This window comes from Streptomyces xantholiticus (assembly GCF_014651015.1).
GTDB lineage: Bacteria > Actinomycetota > Actinomycetes > Streptomycetales > Streptomycetaceae > Streptomyces > Streptomyces xantholiticus.
Window position 1 is genome coordinate 424,350 of sequence record NZ_BMWB01000002.1, and the last position, 26,350, is coordinate 450,699.

A 26,350-nucleotide genomic window follows, 5' to 3' on the forward strand; every position below is an offset into this window, starting at 1 on the left:
TCAGCGGAAGGCGGCCGGCGGCGGTGCGGGCGACGGTTTGGCGCTCGCGTCCGGCACCGGCGCCGCCCCGCCCGTGAAGTCGGCGAGCGCCCGTCCGTGTTCGACACGGCCGGCGTACGGGTCGCTCGCCACCCGGCGGGTGAGTTCGGCCACCGGCAGCGCGGCGTCCGACGCGAACAGTACGGCGTTGCCGAAACGGCGGCCGCGTAGCACGGTCGGGTCCGCGGCGAGCGCGAGTTCCGGGAAGACGGCGGCGACCGTGGCGATCTGGGCCCGCAGATGCGCGAGCGGCGGCCCGTCGGCGATGTTGGCGGCGTAGCAGCCGCCGGGCCTCATGGCCCTGCGTACCTCTGCGACGAATTCCGTGCTGGTCAGGTGGGCGGGCGTACGCGCACCGCTGAACACGTCGGCGATCACCACGTCCGCCCAGCCCTCCGGTACCTTCGCGAGCCCGGCCCGGGCGTCGAGGGACCGCACCCGTATCCGGGCGCCGGGTTCCAAGGGCAGCCTTTCGCGTACGAGTTGGACCAGCGCGGCGTCCAACTCGATGACCTGCTGGGTGGAACGGGGGCGGGTGACGGCGACGTACCGGGCGAGGGTGAAGGCGCCGCCGCCCAGATGCACGACGTTCAACGGCCGCCCCTCGGGGGCGGCGAGGTCCAGCGCGTGACCGAGCCTGCGCTGGTACTCGAAGGACAGGTTGGCCGGGTCGTCGAGATCCACGTGCGACTGCGGAGCGCCGTCGATGAGCAGCGTCCATCCGTGTGGGCGGTCGCGGTCGGGTATCAACTCCGCGAGCCCGCCGTCCACGGTCGCGACGACGGCCGCGGCGCCACCGCCCCCACGCCGCCTGTTCTTCGCCACCCGTCCATTATCGCCCGCCCCGGCAAGCCCCGCGTCCGGGCGCTCGCGAGCGCGGTCGCGGGCTGTCAGCGACGGTTGTCGGCTGCCTCGATCAGGCGGGCCGCCTCGCCGAGCGCCTCGCGCAGGACCGCCGGGTCCGTGACCGTGCCCGCGTCGTCGTCGGGCGGCAGCAGCCAGCCGGAGCCGGTGACCGGCAGTTCCGCCGGAATGCGCAGGCCCCGGCCCGATGTCTGGGTGCACGCGCTGCCCGGCACGTCCCAGGCGTCGGCGGTGCCCGGCGGGACGAGGAAGCCGAGGGTGTCGCACGCCCCGTCGTGGAGCACCGGCCCGACCCCGGGCGCGGCGGCACGGCGCAGGATGTCGACCGCCTCGAGGCCCTGCCGGGCGGGGACCGTCACGAGGTCGCAGGGCTCCGCCGACCCGATGTGGCCCACTGCCCCCACCACGTGGCGAGTGGGCGGTGCGCTGCTGTCGGGGCTGGGCAGATGCCCGGCCGTGGTCGAGGGCGTCGCGCCGGTCTCCATGCCGACCTCCAACAAGGGGATCCCCTCCTCGCTCGAGTGGAGACGCGTAAGGCGCCTCCGTACGGTTCAACGCCCGTGTGCGTCAAGGGCTACGGCGGCACGCCGCCGCAAAGGGTGGCAGTTCATGGCAGATCACCGGCGAGATGCCCCTTTTGTAGCTAAACCCGGGGTGAGGGAGCTCTCACAGCAGGTACGTTCTTGCCCGCCGGAATCCGGCCGCACCAAGAGAGGGCTCGGCCATGGCGTCATCGTCAAAGGCATCGCGGGCAGTTGCTCCTCCCGTACCCAACCTGGCTTTCCGCAGGCTGCGGGGACACCGCTCGCCGGGCGAGTTCGCGACGGCCGTACGCCGGGCCGCCCGCGAGATCGGCGAGCAGGTCTCTTGCGACGCCCGCTACATCGGCCGTGTCGAGGCCGGCGAGATCCGCTGCCCGAACTACGCGTACGAGCGGGTGTTCCTGCACATGTTCCCCGGCCTCGCGCTGACGGACCTGGGTTTCACGGCCCGGGAACGCGTACGCGGGCGCGGCGCGCGGAAGCGGGTCGACTCCGTTTCGGCGCAGTCGCCGGACGACCAGGCAGACCCCGCCCACCCGAACCACCATCCCTGTTGCCCCTTCCCCATGGGCAGCGGTGGAAGTGACAGCGACGAGGAGAGCGACGTGCTGCGTCGCGCATTCATGACCAGCGGCACCGCCACGGTGGCGGCCGCGTCCCTGGGGCTCGGACTCGGATCCGTGCCCGGCAGGCCAAGGGTCGGCGAGGCGGAGGTCCGCGCCGTCGAGGAGGCCGTGCGCCGTATCCGTCTCCTCGACGACCGGCACGGCGCCGACGGCCTCTACCGGCGCGCGGCGAGGCCGCTGCGAGCCGCCTACGCGCTGCTCGACGCGGGCACGTCGGCCCGCAGATCGACGGAGGAACGGCTGCACGCCGGCGCCGGCGAACTCGCCATCTCGGTGGGCTGGCTCGCCCACGACTCCGGCCGGTTCGAGGACGCCCGCTCCCACTACGCGGAGGCCCTCGCGACCGCGCGCGTGGCCGGCGACCCGGCCCTGGAGGCGCACGCGTTCTGCAACACCTCGTTCCTGGCCAGGGACTCGGGGCGGCCCCGGGAGGCCGTGCGCACCGCGCAGGCCGGCCAGCTGGCGGCCCGGCAGGTGGCCTCGCACCGTCTGCTGTCCCTGCTCGCGCTGCGGGAGGCGGGCGGCTGGGCGGGGCTCGGCGACCGCGCGAGCTGCGAGCAGTCGCTGGCGAGGGCGCACGCGTACTTCGCGCGCGGGGCGTCGGGGGCGGACCCGGAGTGGATGTCGTTCTTCGCCGAACCCGAGCTGGAAGCGCTCCAGGCGCAGTGCTGGTCCGCACTGGGCGAATGGGCCCGCGCGGCCCGTCACGCACGGCGCGCGGCGACGCTCCAGGACCGCCGCTTCACGCGCAACCTCGCGCTCTACCGGGCGGAACTGGCGGCGGACCTGGCGAAGGCGGGCGCCCCCGAGGAGGCGGCGGTGGCGGGCGAGCAGGTGCTGGACCTGATGGGCGAGGTGCGCTCGGCGCGGATCGAGTCGATGCTGGCGGACACGGCGAAGGTACTGCTGCCACACGGCCGTACACCATCGGTGGCCTCCTTCCTCCACCGCCGCGCGGCCCCCCACCCGGCCTGACCCACGCCGCTGCGCGGGGCCGTTCGCCACTCCGCCCCTTCCCTGAACCGGACGGAGCCCGGACCCCGGTAGCGCGTTTCGCACGGTGTCCTCAAGCTCCCCTGCGCCTTGCCGACCTGGGGGCCCGGTCCGCCAGGCCCAGAGGGAGCGCGGTACGGGGTCCGGGGCCTGCCCCGTCCGGGAGGTGCGGCGTGGGGAAAGAGCCTGTCGCAGGCGCGGCCACCCGCGCCCCCGTCAACCCTCCTGATGCCCCGTGTCGTTCCAGCGCTCGATCGCCGGCTCCCCGTACGCCCACCCCAGCACCGACAGGCTCGTCGGATCGAGCCGGATGCGCGCCCCGAAGGAGATGGGCTCGCCCAGCCAGCGCGCGCCGAGTGAGCGCAGGATGTGGCCGTGGGCGAAGACCAGCACGTCGCGGTCGGCCGAGCGTGCCCATTCGACGACCTCGTCCGCGCGGGCCGAGACGTCCGCGAGGCTCTCGCCCTCTGGCGCGCCGTCGCGCCACAGCAGCCAGCCCGGCCGGATCGCGTGGATCTCGGGCGGTGTCAGGCCCTCGTACGCCCCGTAGTCCCACTCCATCAGCGCGTCCCACGGCCGCGCCCGCTCCTCGAAACCCGCAAGCGCGCAGGTCTCGCTCGCCCGTGCCAGCGGGCTGGTGCGGACCTCGACCCCTTCGAGGCCCGACCACGGCGCGCGGTGCAGCCGCTCACCCAGCAGCTTCGCGCCGCGACGGCCCTCTTCCAGCAGGGGTACGTCCGTCCTGCCGGTGTGTTTGCCGAGCAGTGACCATTCGGTCTGGCCGTGCCGGGCGAGCAGGATCCGCGGTGCCATGGGTGGCTCTCCTGAGGTTCACGATCGGATGTCGCCCCATCATCGCGCACCTGAACGTCAGGCAACCTCCGGGACGATCTCCGCGTCCCCCTTCCAGTACGCGTGATCGCGCCCGACGACGAAGACGAAGACGAGGCCGAGAACGAAGCCGAAGTCGAGACGGAGACCGACCGGATGCCGCAGACCGCACCTGCCCACCGGCCCCGCTGGTGGCCCGAGCTGCTGCTGATCGCCGTCGTCTACGCCGCGTACTCGGGCGGCCGGCTCCTCGCTCGCGGCGACGTCTCGACGGCGGTGGACCACGGCCTCGCGATACTCCGGGCCGAGAAGGCACTCCTGCTCAACGCCGAGCACCCGCTGAATCGTCTCTTCACAGATGTCCCCGCCCTCGGCATACCCGCCGACTTCGTCTACGCCTCCCTGCACTACCTGGTCACCCCGGCCGTGCTGGTCTGGCTCTTCCGCCGCCGCCCCCTCCGCTACCGCGCGGCCCGCACCTGGCTCATGGTCTCCACGCTCCTCGGTCTGGTCGGCTTCACGCTGATGCCGACCTGTCCGCCCCGGCTGCTCGACGCCGGTCACGGCTTCGTCGACACGATGGCGCAGTACAGCTCGTACGGCTGGTGGGGCACGGAGGCGAGCGCGCCGCGCGGGCTCGGCGGAATGACCAACCAGTACGCGGCGATGCCGAGCCTGCACGTCGGCTGGGCCCTGTGGTGCGGTCTGATGCTGTGGCAGCACGGCCGTACGGCGCTGCTGAGGACACTTGCCGTCCTCTATCCGCTGCTCACCACCGTCGTGGTGATGGGCACCGCGAACCACTACTTCCTCGACGCGGTCGCCGGCGCCGCCGTGATGGGCGCCGGGGCGCTGCTGACCAGGCCCGCGATGCGGCTGGCCGACGGGGTGCGCGGGCGGCTCGGGTTCGCTCCGGCCGCCTCGGGATCCACCGTTGTCGGTGGCGGATGCGAGACTTCCGCGGGTGAGCGAATCCCTGGGCAGCGGACCCCCTCCGCAGGCGCCGACGACAGCACTCCGGCAGCGGCTCGCTGAGCTGCGGGGTCCTGCCGCGCAGCCCCATCCGCTGGATGCCCGCGCCCTGGCGGCGCTCGCCGCCAACCCCGGGTGCCGGCGCCGGGCGTTGCTGGACGGCGCGGGGGTGGACAAGGCGGCGCTGGCGTCCGCGCTGGGTTCGCCCGGGACGTTCGGGCAGTCCCAGTTCGCGTTCATGCGGGGCAACGCCTTCGAGGCGAAGGTGAAGGCGGACGGCGGCAAGGAGTTGCTGCGCCTCCTCGGCATCGACGACCCGGCCGGTGCCCTGGTGCCGGACCTGGCCGCGGCCGGTCCCGAGGGCCGCGCGGCGCGCACGGCGCTGGCGCTGCGCGAGGCGACGGCGGCGGGGGCGTGGACGCTGCTCGACCACCCGCTGCTCGCCCTGGACGTGGCGGGCTCCCCCGCATACGTGGAGCCGGACGCGGTGGTCGTCGGCCCCGACGGCCGGTGGACGGTCGTGGAGATCAAGTCGTTCCCGATGATCGACGCGTCGGCCGACTCGTCGAAGGTGGGTGCGGCCGCCCGCCAGGCCGCGGTGTACGTGCTGGCACTGGAGCGGGTCGCCGCCGTCACGGACGCCGCGCAGGTCGCCCCAGGCATTCTGCTGGTCTGCCCCAAGGACTTCTCCAACCTGCCGACCGCGTCGGTCGTGGACGTGCGCAAGCAGCTCTCCGTGACCCGCCGTCAACTGGCCAGGCTGACCCGGGTCGAGGACATCGCAGCCGCGCTGCCCGAGGGTGTCACCTTCGACCTCGAGGCCTGCTCGGCCGACGAGCTGACGGCCGCGGTCGAGTCGGTCCCGCACGCGTACGCGCCCGACTGCCTGGCCGCGTGCGAGCTGGCGTTCCACTGCCGCGATCGGGCCCGGCAGGCCGGTGCGGTTCAGACACTGGGCCGGTCGGTCCGCGGGGAGCTGGGAGGGCTGACGACGGTGGGCGGCGTGCTGGCGGCCGCGCGCGGCGAGGCCGGCGACCCGGCCGACCCGGCGGTGGCGGCGCTACGGCGCGCCGCGGCCCTGCGGGCAGAGGCGCTGGCCGGCACGGCCGGAGTGCCGGAGGCGGGCGTATGTCGCTGATCGCCACGCTCGCCCGGCTGGAGGCCGTCGAGTCGGGCCGCGCCCAGCCGCTTGCCACCGTCCGCCACCGGCGGCTGACCGAACGCCCGATGGTGTTCGTGCCGCTGACCACCGCGGGAGAGGCCGGGGCGCCGCTCGGCGCGCTGGTGGGCACGGACCGCGAGGAGCCGAGGCTGCTGGTCGTGGCCCAGCCCCGGGACCGGGACCTGCGCTCGGCGTTCCTCGCCGAGCTGGCCGATGTGCTCCTGCCGTACGTGGACGGCTTCGGGGACGACGTGGAACTCGTCGAGCGCAAGGAGACGGACGCGGAGACCGGCAAGAAGGTCACCGTCGAGGTCGAACTGTGCGCGGACGCCGCGCAGCTGATCGTGCCGAGCCGGGCGGGCGCCGAGTTCGTACGGCTGCTGGGGCGCTCGATGCGGTTCCGGCGCACCGCCGAGCAGGACCCGGACACCCCGTATCCGGCGCCGCCGCGCGTCCCGCTGCTGGGCCGCTGGCTGACCCACTACGGCGAGCGCGCCCGCGTTCCCGGCTCCTCCCTGCTGCTCGCCGCGACCGACCTGCTGAACCGCCATTGGGCGACGGGCCAGTCATCGCTCGAGGACCAGCATCTGGGCGCGTTGCTCGCCTGGATCGACCCGCCGGACGGAGAGTCCGGGGCTCAGGCGGCGCTGCGGGCCGAACTGGGCCGCGACCGGGAGGGCATGCTGCTCCGCCCGCCCGCCGGACCCGCGACCGATCCCGTGTTCGACAACCGGCGGCTCGCGCCCGCGATGGAGCGCTACGACCGGGCCCGGCAGCTGCTGGCGGCGGCCGAGGACGGGGAGAGCGCCGACGAGCGACTGGGCGAGCTGCACCGCGCGGAACGGGAGATCCGGCGCCTGGTCGCGGACCAGATGCGGCCCACCTGGGACGCGGTGTGGCGTGCCCTCGATCTCGTACGGACACTTCCGGAAGGCTCCCGCGTCGAGGACCGCTGGACGCGCGACCGCTGGTCGTTCACGGCACACCGCGACCGGGTCCGGGCCGGTGAACCACCGCAGCCGCGGCGCGACGACGCCGTGACCGCGGCGCAGAAGCTCGCCGCCCGGGAGACGGCGCAGGCGCAGCTGGAGGCCCAGGAGGCCCTGGACGATCCCCTGGTGCTGGCGGGCCGCCGCCTGTCCGGTGAAGCGTTCGTGTCGGAGGTGATCGACGTCGAGATGGCCTGGTCCGAGTCGAAGCGGCCGAGCCCCCGCCCCCTGCTGACCGTGCGCACGGAGGACCACCCGCACCTCGGCGGGCGAAGCGCAAAGGTGTACCGCTCGCTGGACGGCAAACCGCAGACGGCCCAGTTCGTGCGATACGAGGAGGACGGCACGCTGGTGCTGCGCGTCACCGACCGGATGGGCCGTGGGAAGGATCCCGCGGAGGGGTCCGTGCCGGTCAAGGGCGACAGGATCGCCTGGACCCTGTTCGAGCACGACCAGCGGGGCGGGCCGAAGCTGCCGGACCCGGAGGAGACGCCGTGGACACACGGCGGGCCTCCCGCTGGCTTCGCCGGGGGGACCCCCGGGTCCCACGTCGCCGAGATGCCCGACCTCGTCACCCCGGAGGACCTGCTGTGACGTCCGATTCCGCCGTGAGCGGCCGGCCGCTGTCCGATCCCGGCGCGGAAGCGGCGCGCGCGACCGCAGGCATCCTGCACGACACGCTCCACGGCTCCGCCCGGGGCGTCGTCGTCGACTCGCCTCCGGGCGCGGGCAAGTCCACCCTCGTCGTGCACGCTGCGCTCGAACTGGCCGCCGCCGGACGCCCGTTGATGATCGTCGCCCAGACCAACGCCCAGGTCGACGACCTGGTGCTGCGGCTCGCCGGGAAGGAGCCGGAGCTCCCCGTCGGCCGCCTGCACTCGAACGACTCCGACCCGTACGACAAGGCCCTCGACGACCTGGACAACGTGCGCAAGTCCGCGAGGGCGGGCGACCTCGCCGGCCTGGACGTCGTCATCTCCACTGCCGCCAAGTGGGCGCACGTGCAGGGCGTCGAGCCCTGGCAGCACGCCATCGTCGACGAGGCGTACCAGATGCGCTCCGACGCGCTCCTCGCCGTCGCCGGGCTCTTCGAACGGGCCCTGTTCGTCGGTGACCCCGGCCAGCTCGACCCGTTCACGACCGTCGGCTCCGAGCAGTGGGCCGGGCTGTCGTACGACCCCTCCGGCAGCGCCGTCTCCACTCTGCTGGCGCACAACCCGGACCTGCCGCAGCACCGGCTGCCCGTCTCATGGCGGCTCCCGGCGTCGGCGGCGCCGCTGGTGTCCGAGGCGTTCTACCCGTACACGCCCTTCCGCAGCGGCACGGTCGCCGACGATCGGCGGCTGGCCTTCGGTGTGCCTTCGGACGGCTCCGGGCCCGACCGGGTCCTCGACGAGGCCGCCGAGTCGGGGTGGGGGCTGCTGGAGTTGCCCGCGCGCCACACGCCGCGCACCGACCCCGAGGCGGTTCGGGCCGTGGCCCTGGTGGTCCGCCGGCTGCTGGACCGCGGGGGCGCGGCGGTCTCCGAGCAGTCTGCGGAGCCGGTGCCGCTCACCGTGGACCGGATCGCGGTCGGCACGGCCCACCGCGACCAGGCGGCGGCGGTGCGCGCGGCGCTGACGGAGTTGGGTGTCGCCGGTGTCACGGTCGACACCGCCAACCGTCTCCAGGGCCGGGAGTACGACGTGACCGTCGTACTCCACCCGCTGTCCGGGCGGCCGGACGCGACGGCCTTCCACCTGGAGACCGGCCGCCTGTGCGTGCTCGCCTCACGCCACCGGCACGCGTGCATCGTGGTGTGCCGCGAAGGCGTGAGCGACCTGCTGGACGAGCACCCGTCCACGGAGCCGGTGCAGCTGGGTGTGACGGTGAAGTTCCCGGACGGCTGGGAGGCGAACCACGCGGTGCTGGCGCATCTGGCCGAGCACCGCGTCCGCTGGGAGCCGGGGACGGCCTGAGACGGTCTTGCGCGACGCGGGACAATGGATGACGGTCCGGAGCGCGGGCCGTGACGCGAGGAGGAGTACGGACATGGCGGAACCTGAGCGGACGACCGAGCGCAGGGTGCGGCCTGCCCCGCTGCTCTTCGAGCCCTCGGAGGCCGCTGCCGACCCCGAGCACTTCTTCGACCTGGAGTCCATGGAGGACCCCCGAGAGCTCCTGGACCGCGCGACGGAACTGGCGCTGGCCTTCCGGGCCGCGACGGACCGCGCGGTCGAGTTCCAGGCCGTCGCGGCGGCCCAGCTGGCCGACCCCGGCCGCTTCGACCGGCTGACGCCGGCGGACATCGGGGAGCGTGCGGGCTGGACGGAGGACTACGCGCGAAAGATGATCGAATTCGGCAGGGACCTGCTGCGGGGTGCGGTCACATAGCCCGGGATCCGGCCCGGTTCCGCTGCGCGGGGCATGTCCCCCCGACCGCTGTACCGCCGTGCGGCGGGCTCCGCCAGCCACACCCGCGCGCCGAACCTCCTGCGCGCCCCGGTCGGCACGGATGTGCCACCTCCCCGCGCTCGCCAAGCCCGGGAGGAGCGCTCCCAGCAGGCCGGAACCTGCCCTCCCGAGTCCGGACCGGGGACGCCGGTGACGCGGGCACGCCCGAGGGGCAGCACTCCCAAGGCCGGGGACACGCCCGGGAACTCGGCTCGGTCAACATCAGAACGCATATGCCGGTGGCGGAAGATACTCCACTCCGCCCCACCCTGTCCTCGTTTCGGCGAAGCAAGTGCAATTGCAGTGTCACCCAGGGTAAGCCTGGAGACATGACCGCATGGCTGCGAGACCCATCCCTCCTGACGTACGCCGTCCCCGACGGCCAGGACCACGTGGCGGCCCGGGTGACGCCTCCCGGAGTCGGCTGGCTCGCCTCCGCGGAGGAGTATCCGCGCTCCGCGCTCGCCCAGTGGGAGACACGGCCGACCGCGCCCGTCGTGCTGCCGTGCGGCTCGGCGTTCGATGTGGTCAACGTGCCCGCCATCTTCGGGCGGCGGATGCTCGACCAGCTGTGGGCGGAAGGCCCCGGATCGGGGCCCGTGGCCATGCACCGGGGCCGGATGATGCTGTTCGCCGCGCCGGGCACGGCCCAGCGGCTACCGTCGCTGCTCGACTGGGAGGAGTGGGGCGACGTCGTGCCGCCACTGCTCTGCCACGGCAGGGGTGACGCGGTGACCGTCCCGGCTCTGACCCCCGCCGACATCGCCTCCGAGCCACGCTGGCTGGTCGCCCCGGACACCCGGCACCCGTGGCTCCCGGGCCCGGAGGTCCTGCTGTGGGCGTGTGTGCGGGCGGTGCGCGCGAAGGCCTCGGACGCGGCACGGTTATCGATTTTTCCTCCCGCCGATCAGGATGCTAAGGTCTACGACGTCAGCAGGCGCCGCTAGCTCAGTTGGTTAGAGCAGCTGACTCTTAATCAGCGGGTCCGGGGTTCGAGTCCCTGGCGGCGCACAGACGGAAGAAGGTCCCTCGCGGAAGCGGGGGACCTTCTTCGTGTCCGGCCAGGCCGGCTAGACCGTGGTGATCTTCACCGTCCACGACCCCGTCCGCGTGCGCTCCGCGACCTCCACCCTCGCCCGCCCTCCCGGCGGGCCCGGCGCGGTGAAGGTCTCACCGACCCGCAGCGGCGCGTCCGCGAGCTGCGGGTAGACCGACTCCCCCCAGCAGGCTCCGGTCTCCGGATGCGTGTCGACGACCTCGATGGGGCCCCCGCCGGACGCCGTCTCGGCCCGTACCCGGTAGAGCAGGACACCCTCGGTGCAGGTGTAGGCGTCGTTGCCGGTGGCCCCCCGGGCCTCGATCGCGAGCGCGCTCTCCGGTCCGGTCCGTACGACCGCCAGCCGGGTGCCGATGCTTCCGCCGCGCACGGGCGCGGCGGCGACGGGTTCGAGAGTCACCACGTCGCCGCCGGGCTCGGCGTTGACGCACCGCACCTCTGACCGGCCGAGCCAGCCCAGCTTCCATTTGTGCCAGCCGAACAGGTCGGGGGCGAGTCCGAACTGGCTGCCCATGACGTCCCAGTCCCCGACATGGGTGTCCCAGTCGCTGTGGCCGTCCACCGGCCGGTGGTAGAGGTCGGGCAGGTCGAAGACGTGGCCGGTCTCGTGGGCGAGCACGTTGCGGTCCGGCGGGTGGCGTTCGAAGACGGTGACGACCCGCCGGATGTCGGTGCCGTCGGCGCGCAGCGGCCGGTCGAAGTTGACGACCTTGGTCGCGTCGGAGTCGACGCCCGGTGCGTCGGGGTCGGCGACCAGGTAGACGATGTCGTACTGGGAGAAGTCCACCTCGTCGTCGGCCACGGCGACCGCGTCGCGCAGGTAGGCGGCTCGCTCCTCGGGCTTCCAGTCGCGCTGTATCCCGTAGGCGACCGAGGCCTTCGGCATCGGCAGCCATCGGGCCAGCGGGTGGGCGTCGAGGGCGAACTTGCCGTAGGAGGCGTGCCGGAAGAAGTCGCTGGTGGCCGGGAAGTGGTCGGCGGCGAGTTCCTGGGGCGAGTTCATCGGCACGGCGTCCGGGAACGACAGGAAGATCATGACCGCGTCGAGGTCGGCGGCCGGCCGCGTGTACGCCGCGTTCCAGGTGTCGAGGCCCAGTGAATGGTGGGCGGCGGTCCGGGGGAGTGCGCAGGGGCCGCCGATGGGGTCGGCCACCGCGGGGCCGGCCACGAGGGAGGTTGCCGTGAACGCCATGAGAGAAGTGAGTGCGGCCGCGGCACTGCGCAGACGCACTCTTTCCACTCTCTCGGGTGTTCCCTCGGGCGACTGCTGACCCTCCACGTGGACCTCCGGCTGCGGAATGCGGGATGCGTCACCCACCCTGTGATGTTTTCTGGTGGTACGCCCTTCCCGGTGCCCCACTCGGGTGACCGACCTGACACCGGTCCGATGCCGGTCCGAGATACGACGACACTCCGATGGCTCACGGAAAGTCACAAGTGGTCAGGGGGCGGCAGACCCCGTTCCAGACGTGCGCAGAAACGATCGACCGCTCCCCCTGGAGGCCCTGTCGCATGATGGTCACGTTGGAACAGCCACCTCCGCTGCCTCTATGATCGGCACACTTTCCCCGAGTTCTTGCTGGATTTCTTCGTCGAATGCCTTGGCGGGCCGTCCCCCGACCACATTTGTACGACCCTGTACGACACAACTGCACTGCGGGAGTGAGCGGTGAGCGGAACCTCCGAAGGACAAGGGCCCGCGGGCGTCGCAGTCCCCGGAATCCGACCCTCGATCACGGAGCGTCACAACTTCGGCCGGAGCTCCGCCGAGCTGAGCGACTACCGGGCGGCCTTCAACGCGGCACAGCTGGCCATGGCCGTCGTCGACCCCGAAGGCGTGGTGGTCAGCGCCAACGAAGCGCTGGCAGCGCTGCTCGGCACCCGCCCCGCGGAGCTGCGCGAGCAGCACGCGGCGGACCTCATCGACCTCACCTCCGACGCCCGCACCTGGCACGCGTACCGCGAGGTGCTGCGCGGCTGCCGCTCGCGGTTCCGCTGCACACGCCGTCTCAAGCACCCGGACGGGCGCGCCCTGTGGGCCGAGGTCACCGTCGCACCGGTGCCCGACAGCGGCACGGTGCTCCTGTCCGTCACGGACATCAGCGACCGCCGCGAACTGCGGGCCCGGCTGAGACACCTCCAGATGCACGACCCGGTGACCCGGCTGCCCAACCGGACGCTGTTCTTCGAGCGGCTGACCGCCGCACTCGAGTCGTCCCCGTACGACCAGGGGTCCACCGGCCGGATCGGTCTGTGCTACCTGGATCTCGACGGGTTCAAGGCCGTCAACGACACCCTCGGACACCGGGTCGGCGACCGGCTGCTGGCCGCCGTCGCCACCCGGCTGACCGAGTGCGCCGACGAGGGCGGCGGCTCGGGCCGCAGCGGTGGGCATCTGGTCGCCCGGCTCGGCGGCGACGAGTTCGCGATCCTCGTCGAGGACTCCACCGGCACCGAGCAGCTCGCCGACCTCGCCACGTCCGTACTGGCCGCGCTCCAGGAGCCGTTCGACCTCGCGGGGCAGCGGCTGTCGGTGTCCGCGTCGATCGGTGTGGTCGAGCGTGCGGTGACGGGCACGAGCGCCACCGGACTGATGCAGGCCGCGGACACGACGCTGTACTGGGCGAAGGAGGACGGCAAGTCCCGCTGGACCCTCTTCGACCCGGAGCGCAACGCGCACCGGATGACACGGCAGGCGCTCTCCTCGATGCTGCGTCCCGCCGTGGAGCGCGGGGAGTTCACGCTCGAGTACCAGCCGCTGGTCGGCATGGCCGACGGGGTGACGCGGGGCGTGGAGGCACTGGTGCGCTGGAACCATCCGCAGTTCGGCACGCTGACGCCGAATCGGTTCGTCGCCATCGCGGAGGAGGACGGCTCGATCGTGCAGCTCGGGCAGTGGGTGCTGCGTACGGCGTGCCGCCAGGCGAGGCAGTGGCAGCTCGACCACCCCGGCGTGCCGCCGCTGTTCGTCAGCGTCAACGTCGCCGTGCGGCAGGTCTGGGACTCCGACCTGGTCACCGACGTCGCCGAGATCCTGGCGGAGACCGGCCTCCCACCGCATCTGCTGCAGCTGGAGCTGACCGAGTCGGCGGTGATGGGGTCCGCGGGGCGCCCACTGCAAGCGCTCCAGGCGCTCAGCGACATGGGGGTGCACATCGCGATCGACGACTTCGGGACGGGCTACTCGAACCTGGCGTATCTGAGCCGACTGCCGGTTTCCGTGCTGAAGCTCGACGGAACGTTTGTCCGCGGCTTCCAGGACGAGGCCCACGCCAACCCGGCGGACGAGACGATCGTCCAGGCCCTTGTGGAACTGGCGCACCGGCTGGGCCTGACGGTCACCGCGGAATGCGTGGAGACGTCGGGCCAGGCGACTCGGCTGCGGCGGATCGGCTGCGACACGGGGCAGGGCTGGCTGTACTCACGGGCGGTGGGCCCGGAACGGATCGCGGAGATGCTGGGCGCGGGTACGGATGCGGCGCGCGCGGGGGCCTCGGGCTGACGGGCGCGTGGGCGGGCGTGGCCGCAGGGGAGCCTGCCCCCGACCCGCTCCTTCCCGAAACCGCGGCAGGCCCAGAGCCCCGTACTGCGCTTCGCGCAGTGTCCTCGAACGCCGGACGGGTCGACTTTGCTTCGGGAAGCGGCGGGGTGGGAACAGGCCCGCCGCAGGTGCGTCCCGCGCCCGCAGCGCACCCCCCGTCAGGCCGGCAGCCCGTACGCGTCAGCGATCAGCTCGTAGCTCCGCACCCGCGCCTCGCCGCCATGCGCATTCGCCGTGATCATCAGCTCGTCCGCACCCGTCCGCTTCTGCAGGTCGTCCAGGCCGGCCCGCACCTCGTCCGCCGTGCCGTGCACCACGTTGCCCAGCCAGCTGTCGACGAACTCGCGTTCCATCGGGCCGAAGCGGTACGCCTCCGCCTCCTCCGGCGTCGGAATGAGACCCGGGCGGCCGGTGCGCAGCCGGAGCATGGAGAGGGCGCCGGTGAGGACCTGGCGGCGGGCCTCGTGCTCGTCGCCGGCGGCGAGCGCGGAGACGCCGATCAGGGCGTACGGGGCCTTGAGCACCGCGGACGGCCGGAAGGACTCGCGGTACAGGTCGAGCGCCGGGATCGTGTTCTGCGCCGAGAAGTGGTGCGCGAAGGCGAACGGCAGACCGAGCACGCCCGCCAGCCGCGCGCTGAAGCCGGAGGAGCCGAGCAGCCAGACCGGCGGCCTGGCCGGGGACTGGACGCCGCCGGGTGAGGTGGCCTGCACCGGGCCGGGTACGGCATGGATCCGGGCGTACGGGTGGCCGTCCGGGAAGTCGTCGTCGAGAAAGCGGATCAGCTCCGCGAGCTGCTGCGGGAAGTCGTCGGCGCTCTCACTGAGGCCGTCCGTGCGCCGCAGCGCCGCCGCCGTCGCCCCGTCGGTACCGGGTGCCCGTCCGAGGCCGAGGTCGACACGGCCCGGGGCGAGCGCCTCCAGCGTGCCGAACTGCTCGGCTATGACGAGCGGCGCGTGGTTGGGCAGCATCACGCCGCCGGAGCCGAGGCGGATGCGTTCGGTATGGGCAGCGAGGTGGGCGAGGATCACGGCCGGGGACGAGGAGGCGACGCCGGGCATCGAGTGGTGCTCGGCGACCCAGTGCCTGTGGTAACCGCGGCGCTCGGCGAGGCGGGCGATGTCGACGCTGGTGCGCAGTGCGTCGGTTGCGGTCCGTCCACTGCCGACGGTGACGAGGTCGAGCACGGAAAGGGGGACGGGGGCGGTCCCGGCCGCCGTACCTCGGATCTCGTCCACTGCTTCTGCGTTCACCGCTGGGGCCCTCCTGCGTCTGTCGTGCGTGGTTCGTTGTGACCCGACAGGTAACAGGAGGGCCTCTCCGCTTATTCCCGCCGCCCGGGACCGGCGGTTACTCCGGCCGGGCGAACAGCTTGCCCAGCTTGTCGCCCCACGCGCGACGGTCCGCGAGCCGCAAGCCCTCCCACACGGTCACCTGGTTGGCGGTGAGGACCGGCTTGCCCAGTGCGGACTCCAGATCGTCCAGATGGGCCGCGGTGTGCAGGGCGGTGTCCGGCATCAGCATCACGTCGGCGTTCGGATGGTCGGCGGAGCGCGCGAGCTCGAGGACCTCCTCACGGCCCCAGGTTCCGACCTCCTCCGCCGTCAGGACGCCCGCGTCCCGGCCGGAGACGACCACGGCGCCGGACTTCTCGAGGAAAGCGGCGAAGTACTCGGTGACGTCCGCGGGATAGGTCGCGGCGATCGCGACCTTCGGCGTGCCCAGGTGCCGTACGGCGTGCACGAAGCCGAAGGATGTGCTGGACGCGGGCATCCCCGCCGCCTTGGCCAGCTCGCGCACCTGCTCGTGGGCGCCTTCCCATCCGAAGACGAAGCTTCCGCTGGTGCACGCCCACACCACCGACTCGGCGCCCTCCAGGCGCAGCGCCTCGACACCGGCGGCGAGCCGCTCGGGCGAGCCCATCCTCAGCAGCGCGTCGACGCGATGCGCGTCCTCGCCGATGTCCGTGTGGACGATGGGAAGCCTGATGTCGCTGTCGAGCAGTACCTCGAGTCGGGGGTAGTCGTCCTCCGCGGAATGTCCCGGGTAGAGAAGTCCGACCGTCGTCATGTCCAGCCTTCCTGTTCTTCGGGCTGTGTCTCCGGCTGTGCTTCGGGAAGCGTTCCCGCGAGCGCCTCCGGCTCCATCAGAAGTGCCTGGTAAGGACCGACGGCCCGGGCGCCGATGGTGCGCAGCGCGGCCCACATCGTCACCTGGTTGGCGGACAGCACCGGCATCCTCAGTTCCGCCTCCAACTGCGGGATCACGTCGTACGTCGGCAGGTTGGTACAGCTGATGAACAGCGCGTCGGCCGCGCCGACCACCGCCTCTCGCGCCATGTCGACCACCGCCCGGTACGGCACTTTCCAGATGTGCCGGGTCAGGCCCAGAAAGGCGCAGCCCGTCACCGTCACTCCAGCTTCTCCCAGATAGTCCTCCAGTGAGCGGGTGACCGACTCCGTATAGGGCGTGAGCAGGGCGATGCGGCCGGCGCCCAGCTCTTCGAGTGCCTGGAGCAGCGCTCCGGAGGTGGTGAGGGAGGGCACTTCGCCCGCGGAGTTCATCACCTCGCACATGGCGCGTTCCCCCACGATGCCGTCGACAAAACTGCCCGAGGTGCAGGCGTAGGCGATGACCTCGGGCTCGGACGCTCCCAGGGCCCGTACGGCCTCGCGCAGCGTCTCGTGCTCGCTCACCAGTCGGGCCAGGTCGAGGGAGACCCCGACCGGCACGAAAGGGGTGCGGGTGAGGCGCAGCGAGACGTCGTCGGGCACCCAGCGCCACAGCTCGCGGTCCAGAGCGAAATCGAACGGGGCGACCACGCCGACACCATGCTGCGGCTGTGGCCCACCGAGAAAGGAGACGTCCATGCAGGCCCCCTTGGTGTCTTGTTGACGAAGGTAGGTTCGGGTGCGAGCGTGGTCAATCCGTACATGTCAGACGTCAGGAAGCGATTTCCGACCGATGTCCGAAGTGGAACTTCTCGTACTGGCCGCCGATCCTCCTCCGCGGCTCGGCAGACTGACCGGACAGGTCCGTGTGACATACGCGGACGAGGACACGCTCGCCGGCCAACTGCCTTCAGCGGACGTCCTGTTGGTGTGGGACTTCACCTCCGACGCGGTCCGCCGCGCCTGGCCGGGCGAGGGGCCACGGCCACGCTGGGTGCACACCCCGAGCGCCGGCGTGGACCGGCTGCTCTGCCCGGAACTGGCCGAATCCGACACCGTCGTCACCAACGCCCGCGGCATCTTCGAGGCCCCGATCGCCGAGTACGTGGCTGCGCTGGTGCTCGCCATGGCCAAGGATCTGCCCGCCACCCTCGAGCTCCAGCGGCAGCGGCACTGGCGCCACCGCGAGGGGCTGGCGGTCGCCGGGACACGGGCCGTGGTCGTCGGCGCCGGGCCCATCGGACGCGCGATCGCCCGTACTCTCAAGGCGCTGGGCGTCGCGACCGCGGTCGTGGGCCGCACACCGCGCACCGGCATCCACGGCGCACGGGACCTCGACCCGCTGCTGGCGCGCGCGGACTGGGTGGTGTGTGCGGCACCGCTCACCGACGACACCCGGGGCATGTTCGACGCACGGCGCTTCGACCTGATGCAGCCCTCCGCCCGCTTCGTCAACGTCGGCCGCGGGCCGCTCGTCGTCGAGAAGGATCTGGCCGCCGCGCTCGACAAGCGGTGGATCGCAGGCGCGGCCCTCGATGTGTTCGAGGACGAACCGCTCGCCCCCGAGAGCCCCCTGTGGGACGTGCCGGGCATGATCGTCTCCCCGCACATGAGCGGCGACACGGTCGGCTGGCGGGACCGGCTGGGTGAGCAGTTCGTCGAGATGTACGAACGGTGGGCGGCCGGAAAACCTCTGCCGAACGTGGTGGACAAGAAACGTGGGTACGTCCCCATGCATGACGACTCGCCTGACTGACCTCACCGCACGTCAACTGCTGGCCGGCTACGAGAGGGGCGACTTCTCCCCCGTCGACGCGACCCGCGCGGCGCTGGAACGGATCGAGGCCGTCGAACCACGCGTCAACGCCTTCGTCCGGGTCGACGCGGAGCAGGCCCTTGCCCAGGCGGAGGCGTCGGCGCGGCGATGGCACGAAGGGGAGCCGGAGGGACTGCTCGACGGGGTACCCGTCACGGTCAAGGACCTGCTCCTCCAGCGGGGCGGCCCCACCCTGCGGGGCTCCAGGACGGTCCGCGAGGACGGGCCCTGGGAGGAGGACGCGCCGTCCGTCGCCCGGCTGCGGGCGCACAACGCGGTGTTCCTCGGCAAGACGACGACGCCGGAATTCGGCTGGAAGGGCGTCACCGACTCGCCACGGCACGGGGTGACCCGCAACCCGCACGACCCGTCGCGCACCGCGGGCGGCTCCAGCGGCGGGAGCGCGGTCGCCGTCTCGATGGGCGCGGGCGCTCTGTCGCTCGGGACGGACGGCGGGGGCTCGGTACGCATCCCGGCGTCCTTCTGCGGGATCTTCGGGCTGAAACCGACGTACGGGCGGGTGCCGATGTACCCGTCGAGCCCGTTCGGGACGCTGGCGCACGTGGGGCCGATGACACGGGACGCGGCGGACGCGGCACTGATGCTCGACGTGATCAGCGGCGACGACTGGCGCGACTGGTCGCATCTCGGCCCGGTGAGCGAGGTGCGGGCGGGACTCGCCGCGGGGGTGAAGGGCCTGCGGATCGCGTATTCGCCCTCGCTCGGCGGCCAGGTCGCGGTGCAGCCCGCGGTCGCCACGGCGGTCCGGCGGGCGGTGGGAGCGCTGGCGGAAGCCGGCGCGTACATCGAGGAGGCCGACCCCGACTTCACCGAGCCGGTCGATGCCTTCCACACCCTGTGGTTCAGCGGCGCGGCCCGGTTGGTGCAGCACCTCGGCAGGGACCAGCGCGAGCTGCTCGACCCCGGGCTGCGGGAGATCGTCGAGGCGGGGGAACGGTACAGCGCGCTGGACTATCTGGCGGCGGTGGACGCGCGGATGGCGCTGGGCCGGCGCATGGGGCGCTTCCACACGTCGTACGACCTGCTGGTGACGCCGACGGTGCCGATCACGGCGTTCGAGGCGGGGGCAGAGGTCCCGGCGGGGTCACCGCACCACCGCTGGACCGGGTGGACCCCGTTCACCTACCCCTTCAACCTGACGCAGCAGCCGGCAGCCACGGTGCCGTGCGGTGTGGACGGGGCGGGTCTGCCGATCGGCGTGCAGTTGGTGGGGGCGCGGCATGCGGACGGGGTCGTGCTCCGGGGTGCGGAGGCGCTGTACGCGGCCGGCGTGGCGGCGCGGGGGTAGACCGCGCCGCCGGGCGGCCCGCTGCGCGGGGCCGTTCCCCACCCACGCCCTTCCCGAACCGGGCTCCTCCATGCCTGGCGGCCTGCGCCCAGGACACGCCACCGGCTCCGCTTCGGAGCCCGTTCCGAGGGCCCCTACGGCCTGGTGGCCGTGGGATGCCCCCGTCGGCGGCCCGGCACACCGCTCGCATCGCGCTCCCGGGGCCAGGGACTTGCTCCACCCGCGCGGTGGAGCCACACGTCGGTGGCGGAACGGGGCGGGCAGGGGAACAGTCCGCCGCCACACGCACGCGCCCCGCGCCTACGCCCGTCGGAACGACAGCGTCTCCCCCGCAGCCCCCGTCCGCCAAAGGTCCTGGCAGGCGGCCGCCATCTCCTCGAGGCCGTCGACGACGGCGCCCCACACAATGCCGGGCACCCACCCGGTGTCCCCGTTCAGCAGCAGGTTGTTCCGTTCGTAGAACAGCGCGAGATCGACGACCGTCGTCCGGCCGCGGTGCGCGGCACCGGACTCGTAGCCGTACGACGCCGTGCCCAACTGCACGTCGGTGAAGGTGAAATAGCACAGATCACCTGGGATCGGCGTCACCGTCGGGTTCTCCAGCGGCGGCTCCTGCTCGGCGAAGGCCGGCAGCAGGGCGTAAATCTCATTACGCGCATACTTCGCGTGGTACACATCTCCGGCGAGCGGCAGTGCGTCCCACACGGCGGCGCAGGTCAGCGGTGCTTTGTCGAAGAGCAGGCGGGCGGTGCACTCCACACCGCGCTTGTTCAAGGCAACGGTCATGTATCGGTCGGCCATTTCGTACGCATACCCCGCGAGGGCCCGGGTAGCCGCGCGCCCATGGCTCGTACAAGACAACCAGGATCGATGAGCAGACGCGCCCTGTTGCTCGGCACGGCGGCGGCCGGCGCGCTGACCGTCGCCGGTGCGGCGGGGTGCAGTCGTGTGCCGTCCGGCGACGCGCTGGCCCGGCTGAAGTCGCAGGGCACCGTGCGCCTCGGCATCGCGGGCGAGGTGCCGTACGGCTATGTGGACGATCAGGGCGAGTTCACGGGCGAGGCCCCTGAACTGGCCCGGGTCATCTTCAAGCGGCTCGGTATAGACAGTGTCCAGCCGGTGGCGACCGATTTCGCCTCCCTCATACCGGGCCTCAACTCGCAGCAGTTCGACGTGGTCTCCGCCGGGATGTACATCAACAACGAGCGGTGCCGCCAGGTCATCTTCTCCGACCCCGAGTACCAGATGCTCGACTCGTTCATCGTCCGCAAGGGCAACCCGAAGAAGCTGCGCAGCTACGAGGACGTGGTGCGGACAAAGGCGAGGTTCTCCACCGGAACGGGCTACGCGGAGATCGATTACGCGGTCGCCGCCGGCATTCCGGAGAAGGACATCGTCATCCTGCAGGACCAGGTCGCCGGTCTGAACGCCGTCGAGTCCGGGCGCGTCGACGTCTTCGCGGGCACCGCGCTGACGACCCGTGAAGTCGTGAGGAAGAGCTCGAAGGCAGAGGCGACCGAGCCGTTCGCGGCCGTCGTCGACGGCGAGAAGCAGATCGACGGCGGCGGCTTCGCCTTCCGCCCCACCGACACCGAGCTGCGCGACGCGTTCAATGTCGAGATCCACAAGATGAAGAAGAGCGGTGAGCTCTTCCGCATCCTGAAGCCCTTCGGCTTCACGAAGGCCGAGATGACCACCCTCACTGCCGAGGAGCTGTGCCGATGACAGCCGGACTCTGGCAGAACTGGGTGCTGCCCGGTATCTGGATCACCGTTCAACTGCTGTTCTACAGCGCCGTCGTGGCCACCGCCGTCGCCTTCGCCATCGGCATGGCCCGCACCCACCGCTCGCGTCTCGTCCGCTTCCTGGCGGGCTTCTACACCGAGATCTTCCGCGGCACCTCGGCTCTGGTGCTGATGTTCTGGTTGTTCTTCGTCGTGCCGCCGCTCATGGGATGGCAGCTGGTCCCCATGTACGCGGCCGTACTCGCGCTCGGCCTGTCCTACGGTGCCTACGGCGCGGAGATCGTGCGTGGCGCATTGAACTCGGTGGCCCCCGCTCAGCGCGAGGCGGGCGTCGCGCTCAGCTTCACGCCGTGGCAGCGGATGCGGCTGATCCTGCTCCCGCAGGCGGTGCCCGAGATGATGCCGTCGTTCTGCAACCTGCTCGTCGAGCTGCTGAAGGGCACCGCTCTGGTGTCGCTGCTCGGGGTGGGTGACGTCTCCTTCGCCGCGTACCTGGTGCGACTGGCCACGCAGGACAGCGCCCAGATCTACACGGTCAGCCTGGTGATCTACGCCGTGCTCGCCTTCGCGGTGACGCGTTCCATGAAGGCGCTGGAGCGGAAGACGAAACGGAACATCGGCATCGAACCGGAACCCGGGCTCTTCGGCAGGGTCTTCGAACGGCAGGCCCAGGACAAGGTCACCGGTACCACCATGCCGGGGGGTGCGTCCTGATGACTTCCTTCGACTGGTCCGCGGTGTCGGACTTCATGCCCGAGTTCTGGGACGGCGTGCTGATCACGCTGCAGGTGCTGGTGCTGGGCTCGCTGATCTCCTTCACGCTCGGCCTGGTGTGGGCGATCGCCTTCCGTGCGCCGACCCGGTTCGTGCGCTGGCCGGTGAACGTCTTCACCGAGTTCATCCGCACCACTCCGCTGCTGGTGCAGCTGTTCTTCTTCTACTTCGTACTGCCGGAGTGGGGTATCCAGTTCTCCGCGCTGACCACCGGCACGGTCGCGATCGGGCTCCACTACTCGACGTACACCGCGCAGGTCTACCGGGCCGGGATCGAAGCCGTGCCGAAGGGGCAGTGGGAGGCGGCCACGGCCCTGAGCCTGCCGCCCCACCGCACCTGGATGGCGGTGATCCTGCCGCAGGCCTTCCGCCGCGTGATGCCGGCCCTCGGCAACTACGTCATCGCGATGCTGAAGGACACACCGATCCTGCTCGCGATCGGTGTGCTGGAGATGCTCAACCAGGCGCGCCAGTTCGGCGGCCAGTCCTTCCAGTACACCGAGCCGCTGACCGTGGTCGGCGTCGCCTTCATCCTCATCGCCTACCCGGCTTCCCTTCTCGTACGAGCCCTGGAGCGCCGCCTTGTCCGCTGACACCCCTGCCGGCACGACCGCCGGCGCCACTTCGGATGCACTGATCCGGTTCGACAACGTCACCAAGAGATTCGGCGACAACACGGTCCTGGACGATCTGTGCTTCTCGGTACGCCCGGGCAAGCACGTCACCCTGATCGGCCCGTCCGGTTCGGGAAAGACGACGATCCTCCGGTTGCTGATGACCCTGGAGAGTCCCGACGAGGGCACGATCACGGTGAACGGGAACAGGCTCTTCCCGGCCGACGAGAAGGAGCGCCGGGAGGCTCGCAAGAAGATCGGGATGGTCTTCCAGCAGTTCAATCTGTTCCCCAACATGACCGTTCTGCGCAATCTCACCGAGGCGCCGGTGCGGGTGCTGGGCCTGTCCAAGGACGAGGCGGAGGTGCGCGCCAAGGAGCTTCTCGAGCTGGTGGGGCTGGCCGACCGCTGCGACGCGAGGCCGACACAGCTGTCCGGCGGTCAGCAGCAGCGGGTGGCGATCGCCCGGGCGCTGGCCATGCGGCCGCAGGTGCTGCTGCTGGACGAAGTGACCTCGGCGCTCGACCCCGAGTTGGTCGCCGGGGTACTGGATCTGCTGCGTGACATCGCGCGCACCACAGACATCACCATGCTCTGTGTTACCCACGAGATGAACTTCGCCCGGGACATCTCGGACGACGTGCTCATGTTCGACGCCGGGAAGGTGATCGAGTCCGGCCCGCCGGAGAAGATCTTCTCGGATCCGGAGCACGAACGTACTCGCGAGTTCCTCGGTGCGGTGCTCTGACCTCTCACTCCACCGGCCAAGAGTTCCTCCGGCATATGCCAACGCAAGGCGCCCCGGCGTGTGAGGCCGGGGCGCCTCATCATTTACGCCAACAGCCGGTCCTTGAACCGGCCTTCGCCGCTATCGTGGTACGCAACCGTGCGGTAACAACCTGCCAGGGGGGAACCGTGGCGCTGAAGCCCGAGCCGACCGCGCCGTTCCACTCGGTGCAATACGTCTTGCGCGTCCTCGAGACGATCTCCAAGCACGGTGGCGGAGTCAGCGACACCCAGATCGCACGGGAGACCGGTCTGCCGACCGGCCACCTCGCCCCCATGCTGGCCATGCTCCGCCGCGAGGGATACGTGGAGCAGGTCGCCGACGGCGCGTATGCGATCGGCGACTCGCTGGTCCTGCTCGGCTCGGGTGTCACTCGCAAGGAGGCGCTGGAGGCCAAGCTCCAGGAGACCCTCACCGAGCTGCGCGACTCGGTCGGCGCCGCCGTCTACATCAGCCGTTACATCGACGGCGAGGTCAGGATCACCCAGTTCGCCGACAGCCCGCGCACGCCGAAGGTCAATGAGTGGGTGGACTTCCGCTCGGCGGCCCATGCGAGTGCGGTCGGCAAGTGTCTGCTGACCCAGCTCGACGTGAACGGGCGCCGCGACCACCTCTCGCGGCACAAGATCGCCCGTCTGACGTCACACACGATCACCAGCGAGCGGCTGCTCTTCTCCAAACTGGACAGCCAGCCGCCGACGGTCCCCGTCCTCGATCTCCAGGAGTACGCGGTGGGCACGGTCTGCGCAGCCGTGCCACTGACGGCCGGCTCCGCGGTGGGCTGCCTGGCGCTGTCGCTCCCGATCGAGCACGCGCACCGGCTGCGCTCCGCCGCCGACACCCTGAACCGCCGGGCGGCTCCGGTGGTGCTCTCGCTGGCGATATAGGGCCCATCGGCGGCCCGGCGGCACCTGGTCCGGAGCACCCCTCCGGACCAGGTACTATTAATGGGTCAGCCGCCGAGCGGCAGACGAAACAGGCGCCGCTAGCTCAGTTGGTTAGAGCAGCTGACTCTTAATCAGCGGGTCCGGGGTTCGAGTCCCTGGCGGCGCACAACATCACCTCGCGGGCCCTCCGGTCGACCGGAGGGCCCGCGAGGTGTTTCGTCATGGCCGGACGCGACGGCCCAGGCGGAAGGGGTCGCCGCGTCCATGACAGGTGTGTTTCAGAACTGAACGTCGGAGCACGCGTAGAAAGCGTTCGCCGTGTCGTGCACCGTCCACACCGCCAGGATCAGATGGCGGCCCGACCGCTGGGGAAGACTGCCGGAGTGGGACAGCGTGGCCGGGGGTTGCTGGCCACCGTACGGAATGGTGAGGAAGGGCTGCGACTCCAGCGCCGCCCTGGTCAGCGGCTGGTTCGGGTTCCAGCCGGGCTTGGTGATGAAGTACTTGAAGTCGGTGGTGCGGTGCCTGGCCGTGAACTGCCAGCGGAAGGTGTGGCTCTGGCCCGAGCCGACCCTGGTGGCGGGCCACGACCCGCCGCGCGGGTCGTCGAGCTCGGCGAACTGACCGTTGCCGCCCGAGCAGATCCTGCCGTCGGCGGGTCCGGCTGCCGGGAAGCCCTTCGGGCCCTCGACGCTCTGCGGCTCCCACTGGATCTGGCCGCAGTTGCTCACCGTCCTGTCGGCGCAGAGCTTCTGGCGGCTGATCGGTGAGTCGGTGTAGCCGTGGCTGCTCGCGCTGCCGGTGGCGAGCAGGGTCGTGCCCGCCACGGCGAGACCGACGACGGCCGCGCCTATCTTCTTTCGCATGCTTGGCTCCTGGTAGAACGTGGGGGAGTTCCGAGGCACTTGCTGCACGCGCACGGTGCTACTCGTTCAGGTCTAGACCAAGTTCCAATGTATTGACGCCGGTTGACATTGTCCAGACCAATCACGGAGCCTCGACGGCACCCGCCCGGCCGGTGTAGAAGGCAACCGTCAGGTCCTTCACCAGCGCCTTGCGCTCGTAGTCGTCCAGATCGACCAGGCCGCGCTCGGTCAGCCGGCTCACCGTCTCGTCGACCGCGTCCACCACCGAGGTCAGCACGGTCTCCCGGTGCTTGGCGTCGATCGCCGCGACGCGCCGGCGCTGCATGGCGGCCGCCACCTCGGGCGCGTACTCGAGGCCCACGGGCTGCACGGAGAAGACCTCGATCCCGACGACGGCGCACTCCGGCACGAGAGCCCGGGTCAGCCGCTCGCCGACGGCGTCGGCGTCACGCAGCGTCGGGACGTCCGGGAGGAAGGCGTCGGCCGGCAACTGCGAGAGGACGCGCACGGTGGCCGCCTCCACCTGCTCCGCCAGATAGGCCTCGTGGTCCGCCACGCAGAGCGCCGCGCGCGCCGTGTCCTTGACCCGCCACACCACCAGCACCACCGCGCGCAGCGGCGTGCCCTCCGCGTCCACCGCCGCCACCGGGCCGCTGCGCCAGTGCCGGAGCCGTACGTCGATCCGCCGGCGCAGCACCAGCGGGCTCATCCACACCAGCCCCGTACGCCGCACGCTTCCCCGGTAGTCCCCGCAGAGCGTGAGCACCCATGCCCTCCCCGCCTGGACCCGGCCGAGCCCGCCGAGCGCGAACAGCGCCAGGATCACCCCCAGCGTGAGCAGGCACCACAGCCAGATCCCGATGCCCCGGTACGGCGGCGGGGTCAGTCCGAACACCCCCGCGAGCTTGTCCGGCACGGCCCCCGTCCCCCAGACCACCGCGCCGATCCCGGCGAGCGAACAGCCGCCCGCGACGAGGGCGGTCCAGCCGGGGAGTACGGGCCCGGGGCGCTCGGTGAGCCCGGGGTCGGGCGGCGGCACCGCGCAGCTGCCGACGGCCGGCGTCTGCCGGCCGGGCCGGTCCGGGTCCTTCTCCGCCGGCTTGTCCAGGTGCGGTTTCTGGGTGGTGGGCGGCTCGTGTCCCACCTTCGGCTGCTCCCCCGTGCCCTGTCGCCGGGAGACGACGGAGGGCCGCAGGGCGCGCGGGCCCTCGTCGTCCCGGAACAGCAGGTGCACCGGGATCTCGGTCGTCGTCTCGCTCGCGATGACGAAATTGCGCCGCGGGCTCTCGGACGGCACCGTGCCCTCCGGCTCCGACGTCGTGGTGTTCATGC

At 71.7% G+C, this 26,350-nt stretch carries 25 protein-coding genes and 2 tRNA genes; 17 read left to right on the forward strand and 10 right to left on the reverse strand.

The genetic code is table 11. The features are described 5' to 3' along the window. On the reverse strand, positions 1–864 hold the full coding sequence (locus IE198_RS06185) for a spermidine synthase (protein ID WP_189883486.1): 864 nt from the start codon (positions 862–864) through the stop codon (positions 1–3). Positions 865–929: 65 nt separating this feature from the next. Continuing rightward, positions 930–1,400: a hypothetical protein gene (locus IE198_RS06190; protein WP_373299787.1), complete on the reverse strand. Its 471-nt coding sequence runs from the start codon at positions 1,398–1,400 to the stop codon at positions 930–932. 227 nt (positions 1,401–1,627) lie between these two features. Between IE198_RS06190 and IE198_RS06195 the strand changes: the two genes are divergently transcribed. Beyond that, the gene (locus IE198_RS06195; protein WP_189883488.1) at positions 1,628–3,046 is read left to right on the forward strand and encodes an NsdA family TPR-like regulatory protein; all 1,419 of its coding nucleotides are present in this window, start codon (positions 1,628–1,630) and stop codon (positions 3,044–3,046) included. Positions 3,047–3,280: 234 nt separating this feature from the next. Here the strand turns inward: IE198_RS06195 and IE198_RS06200 are convergent, their stop codons facing one another. Next, positions 3,281–3,877 carry a histidine phosphatase family protein gene (locus IE198_RS06200; protein ID WP_189883491.1) on the reverse strand — a complete coding sequence of 199 codons (597 nt, stop codon included), beginning with the start codon at positions 3,875–3,877 and terminating at the stop codon, positions 3,281–3,283. Positions 3,878–4,051: 174 nt separating this feature from the next. On the opposite strand from IE198_RS06200, the gene IE198_RS06205 reads away from it, so the two are divergent. The 7 genes from IE198_RS06205 to IE198_RS06235 all read left to right on the forward strand — a co-directional run bounded on the left by IE198_RS06205 (position 4,052) and on the right by IE198_RS06235 (position 10,462). Continuing rightward, on the forward strand, positions 4,052–4,930 hold the full coding sequence (locus IE198_RS06205; protein ID WP_189883711.1) for a phosphatase PAP2 family protein: 879 nt from the start codon (positions 4,052–4,054) through the stop codon (positions 4,928–4,930). Beyond that, complete coding sequence (locus IE198_RS06210) at positions 4,860–6,005, forward strand: hypothetical protein (RefSeq protein ID WP_189883494.1); 1,146 nt, start codon at positions 4,860–4,862, stop codon at positions 6,003–6,005. Before IE198_RS06205 ends, IE198_RS06210 begins: the two co-directional genes overlap by 71 nt. Then, positions 5,996–7,612: a hypothetical protein gene (locus IE198_RS06215; RefSeq protein ID WP_189883497.1), complete on the forward strand. Its 1,617-nt coding sequence runs from the start codon at positions 5,996–5,998 to the stop codon at positions 7,610–7,612. The genes IE198_RS06210 and IE198_RS06215 overlap by 10 nt, the downstream gene beginning before the upstream one ends. Then, positions 7,609–8,976: an AAA domain-containing protein gene (locus tag IE198_RS06220; RefSeq protein WP_373299779.1), complete on the forward strand. Its 1,368-nt coding sequence runs from the start codon at positions 7,609–7,611 to the stop codon at positions 8,974–8,976. Before IE198_RS06215 ends, IE198_RS06220 begins: the two co-directional genes overlap by 4 nt. 73 nt (positions 8,977–9,049) lie before the next feature. Continuing rightward, positions 9,050–9,391: a DUF8844 domain-containing protein gene (locus IE198_RS06225; RefSeq protein WP_100107283.1), complete on the forward strand. Its 342-nt coding sequence runs from the start codon at positions 9,050–9,052 to the stop codon at positions 9,389–9,391. 389 nt (positions 9,392–9,780) lie between these two features. Continuing rightward, a complete protein-coding gene (locus tag IE198_RS06230; protein WP_189883499.1) occupies positions 9,781–10,398 on the forward strand; it encodes a bifunctional DNA primase/polymerase in 618 nt (205 codons plus the stop codon). Next, a tRNA-Lys gene (locus IE198_RS06235) sits at positions 10,389–10,462 on the forward strand. The genes IE198_RS06230 and IE198_RS06235 overlap by 10 nt, the downstream gene beginning before the upstream one ends. A gap of 59 nt (positions 10,463–10,521) precedes the next feature. On the opposite strand, the gene IE198_RS06240 is transcribed toward IE198_RS06235, so the two are convergent. Then, positions 10,522–11,700, reverse strand: coding sequence for a M6 family metalloprotease domain-containing protein (locus IE198_RS06240; protein WP_308426789.1), 1,179 nt, complete (start codon positions 11,698–11,700; stop codon positions 10,522–10,524). 477 nt (positions 11,701–12,177) lie between these two features. Between IE198_RS06240 and IE198_RS06245 the strand changes: the two genes are divergently transcribed. Further along, positions 12,178–14,010: a putative bifunctional diguanylate cyclase/phosphodiesterase gene (locus IE198_RS06245; protein WP_189883502.1), complete on the forward strand. Its 1,833-nt coding sequence runs from the start codon at positions 12,178–12,180 to the stop codon at positions 14,008–14,010. 197 nt (positions 14,011–14,207) lie between these two features. Here the strand turns inward: IE198_RS06245 and IE198_RS06250 are convergent, their stop codons facing one another. From IE198_RS06250 to IE198_RS06260, 3 genes are all read right to left on the reverse strand, one after another. Then, complete coding sequence (locus IE198_RS06250; protein WP_189883505.1) at positions 14,208–15,302, reverse strand: LLM class flavin-dependent oxidoreductase; 1,095 nt, start codon at positions 15,300–15,302, stop codon at positions 14,208–14,210. A 97-nt stretch (positions 15,303–15,399) separates the two neighbouring features. Further along, on the reverse strand, positions 15,400–16,119 hold the full coding sequence (locus IE198_RS06255; RefSeq protein ID WP_189883508.1) for a maleate cis-trans isomerase family protein: 720 nt from the start codon (positions 16,117–16,119) through the stop codon (positions 15,400–15,402). Next, complete coding sequence (locus IE198_RS06260) at positions 16,116–16,919, reverse strand: maleate cis-trans isomerase family protein (RefSeq protein WP_189883511.1); 804 nt, start codon at positions 16,917–16,919, stop codon at positions 16,116–16,118. Before IE198_RS06260 ends, IE198_RS06255 begins: the two co-directional genes overlap by 4 nt. A 94-nt stretch (positions 16,920–17,013) precedes the next feature. Between IE198_RS06260 and IE198_RS06265 the strand changes: the two genes are divergently transcribed. Together IE198_RS06265 and IE198_RS06270 are read left to right on the forward strand one after the other, a co-directional pair. Further along, complete coding sequence (locus IE198_RS06265; protein WP_189883514.1) at positions 17,014–17,976, forward strand: D-2-hydroxyacid dehydrogenase; 963 nt, start codon at positions 17,014–17,016, stop codon at positions 17,974–17,976. Then, positions 17,957–19,345: an amidase gene (locus IE198_RS06270; protein ID WP_189883515.1), complete on the forward strand. Its 1,389-nt coding sequence runs from the start codon at positions 17,957–17,959 to the stop codon at positions 19,343–19,345. The genes IE198_RS06265 and IE198_RS06270 overlap by 20 nt, the downstream gene beginning before the upstream one ends. 300 nt (positions 19,346–19,645) lie before the next feature. Here the strand turns inward: IE198_RS06270 and IE198_RS06275 are convergent, their stop codons facing one another. Continuing rightward, positions 19,646–20,146 (reverse strand): DUF3830 family protein, encoded by a 501-nt coding sequence (locus IE198_RS06275; protein WP_189883517.1) that lies wholly within the window; start codon positions 20,144–20,146, stop codon positions 19,646–19,648. 69 nt (positions 20,147–20,215) lie between these two features. Between IE198_RS06275 and ehuB the strand changes: the two genes are divergently transcribed. The 6 genes from ehuB (at position 20,216) to IE198_RS06305 (ending at position 24,318) form a co-directional block, all read left to right on the forward strand. Continuing rightward, positions 20,216–21,070: an ectoine/hydroxyectoine ABC transporter substrate-binding protein EhuB gene (ehuB, locus tag IE198_RS06280; protein WP_189883520.1), complete on the forward strand. Its 855-nt coding sequence runs from the start codon at positions 20,216–20,218 to the stop codon at positions 21,068–21,070. Then, the gene (ehuC, locus tag IE198_RS06285; protein WP_189883522.1) at positions 21,067–21,804 is read left to right on the forward strand and encodes an ectoine/hydroxyectoine ABC transporter permease subunit EhuC; all 738 of its coding nucleotides are present in this window, start codon (positions 21,067–21,069) and stop codon (positions 21,802–21,804) included. The genes ehuB and ehuC overlap by 4 nt, the downstream gene beginning before the upstream one ends. After that, positions 21,804–22,457 carry an ectoine/hydroxyectoine ABC transporter permease subunit EhuD gene (ehuD, locus tag IE198_RS06290; RefSeq protein WP_189883524.1) on the forward strand — a complete coding sequence of 218 codons (654 nt, stop codon included), beginning with the start codon at positions 21,804–21,806 and terminating at the stop codon, positions 22,455–22,457. Before ehuC ends, ehuD begins: the two co-directional genes overlap by 1 nt. After that, a complete protein-coding gene (gene ehuA / locus IE198_RS06295) occupies positions 22,447–23,226 on the forward strand; it encodes an ectoine/hydroxyectoine ABC transporter ATP-binding protein EhuA (RefSeq protein ID WP_189883527.1) in 780 nt (259 codons plus the stop codon). The genes ehuD and ehuA overlap by 11 nt, the downstream gene beginning before the upstream one ends. Before the next feature lie 167 nt (positions 23,227–23,393). After that, positions 23,394–24,152, forward strand: a complete 759-nt coding sequence (locus tag IE198_RS06300) for an IclR family transcriptional regulator (RefSeq protein WP_189883529.1) — start codon at positions 23,394–23,396, stop codon at positions 24,150–24,152. A 92-nt stretch (positions 24,153–24,244) separates the two neighbouring features. After that, positions 24,245–24,318: transfer RNA gene (locus IE198_RS06305), tRNA-Lys, on the forward strand. A 112-nt stretch (positions 24,319–24,430) separates the two neighbouring features. On the opposite strand, the gene IE198_RS06310 is transcribed toward IE198_RS06305, so the two are convergent. Together IE198_RS06310 and IE198_RS06315 are read right to left on the reverse strand one after the other, a co-directional pair. Further along, a complete protein-coding gene (locus tag IE198_RS06310) occupies positions 24,431–25,018 on the reverse strand; it encodes a lytic polysaccharide monooxygenase auxiliary activity family 9 protein (RefSeq protein WP_189883531.1) in 588 nt (195 codons plus the stop codon). A 121-nt stretch (positions 25,019–25,139) separates the two neighbouring features. After that, the gene (locus IE198_RS06315) at positions 25,140–26,348 is read right to left on the reverse strand and encodes an SPFH domain-containing protein (RefSeq protein ID WP_189883533.1); all 1,209 of its coding nucleotides are present in this window, start codon (positions 26,346–26,348) and stop codon (positions 25,140–25,142) included. Between the last annotated feature and the right edge of the window lie 2 nt (positions 26,349–26,350).

What these genes read in the sequence shown, in the direction of transcription:
- IE198_RS06195 (WP_189883488.1), top strand. Translation starts at nt 1,628, where the DNA reads ATGGCGTCATCGTCAAAGGCATCGCGGGCAGTTGCTCCTCCCGTACCC.
- ehuC (WP_189883522.1), top strand. Translation starts at nt 21,067, where the DNA reads ATGACAGCCGGACTCTGGCAGAACTGGGTGCTGCCCGGTATCTGGATC.
- IE198_RS06225 (WP_100107283.1), top strand. Translation starts at nt 9,050, where the DNA reads ATGGCGGAACCTGAGCGGACGACCGAGCGCAGGGTGCGGCCTGCCCCG.
- IE198_RS06260 (WP_189883511.1), bottom strand. Translation starts at nt 16,919, where the DNA reads ATGGACGTCTCCTTTCTCGGTGGGCCACAGCCGCAGCATGGTGTCGGC.
- IE198_RS06265 (WP_189883514.1), top strand. Translation starts at nt 17,014, where the DNA reads ATGTCCGAAGTGGAACTTCTCGTACTGGCCGCCGATCCTCCTCCGCGG.
- IE198_RS06240 (WP_308426789.1), bottom strand. Translation starts at nt 11,700, where the DNA reads ATGGCGTTCACGGCAACCTCCCTCGTGGCCGGCCCCGCGGTGGCCGAC.
- IE198_RS06275 (WP_189883517.1), bottom strand. Translation starts at nt 20,146, where the DNA reads ATGGCCGACCGATACATGACCGTTGCCTTGAACAAGCGCGGTGTGGAG.
- ehuD (WP_189883524.1), top strand. Translation starts at nt 21,804, where the DNA reads ATGACTTCCTTCGACTGGTCCGCGGTGTCGGACTTCATGCCCGAGTTC.
- IE198_RS06230 (WP_189883499.1), top strand. Translation starts at nt 9,781, where the DNA reads ATGACCGCATGGCTGCGAGACCCATCCCTCCTGACGTACGCCGTCCCC.
- IE198_RS06205 (WP_189883711.1), top strand. Translation starts at nt 4,052, where the DNA reads ATGCCGCAGACCGCACCTGCCCACCGGCCCCGCTGGTGGCCCGAGCTG.
- IE198_RS06270 (WP_189883515.1), top strand. Translation starts at nt 17,957, where the DNA reads ATGACGACTCGCCTGACTGACCTCACCGCACGTCAACTGCTGGCCGGC.
- ehuB (WP_189883520.1), top strand. Translation starts at nt 20,216, where the DNA reads ATGAGCAGACGCGCCCTGTTGCTCGGCACGGCGGCGGCCGGCGCGCTG.
- IE198_RS06215 (WP_189883497.1), top strand. Translation starts at nt 5,996, where the DNA reads ATGTCGCTGATCGCCACGCTCGCCCGGCTGGAGGCCGTCGAGTCGGGC.
- IE198_RS06255 (WP_189883508.1), bottom strand. Translation starts at nt 16,119, where the DNA reads ATGACGACGGTCGGACTTCTCTACCCGGGACATTCCGCGGAGGACGAC.
- IE198_RS06200 (WP_189883491.1), bottom strand. Translation starts at nt 3,877, where the DNA reads ATGGCACCGCGGATCCTGCTCGCCCGGCACGGCCAGACCGAATGGTCA.
- IE198_RS06310 (WP_189883531.1), bottom strand. Translation starts at nt 25,018, where the DNA reads ATGCGAAAGAAGATAGGCGCGGCCGTCGTCGGTCTCGCCGTGGCGGGC.
- IE198_RS06315 (WP_189883533.1), bottom strand. Translation starts at nt 26,348, where the DNA reads ATGAACACCACGACGTCGGAGCCGGAGGGCACGGTGCCGTCCGAGAGC.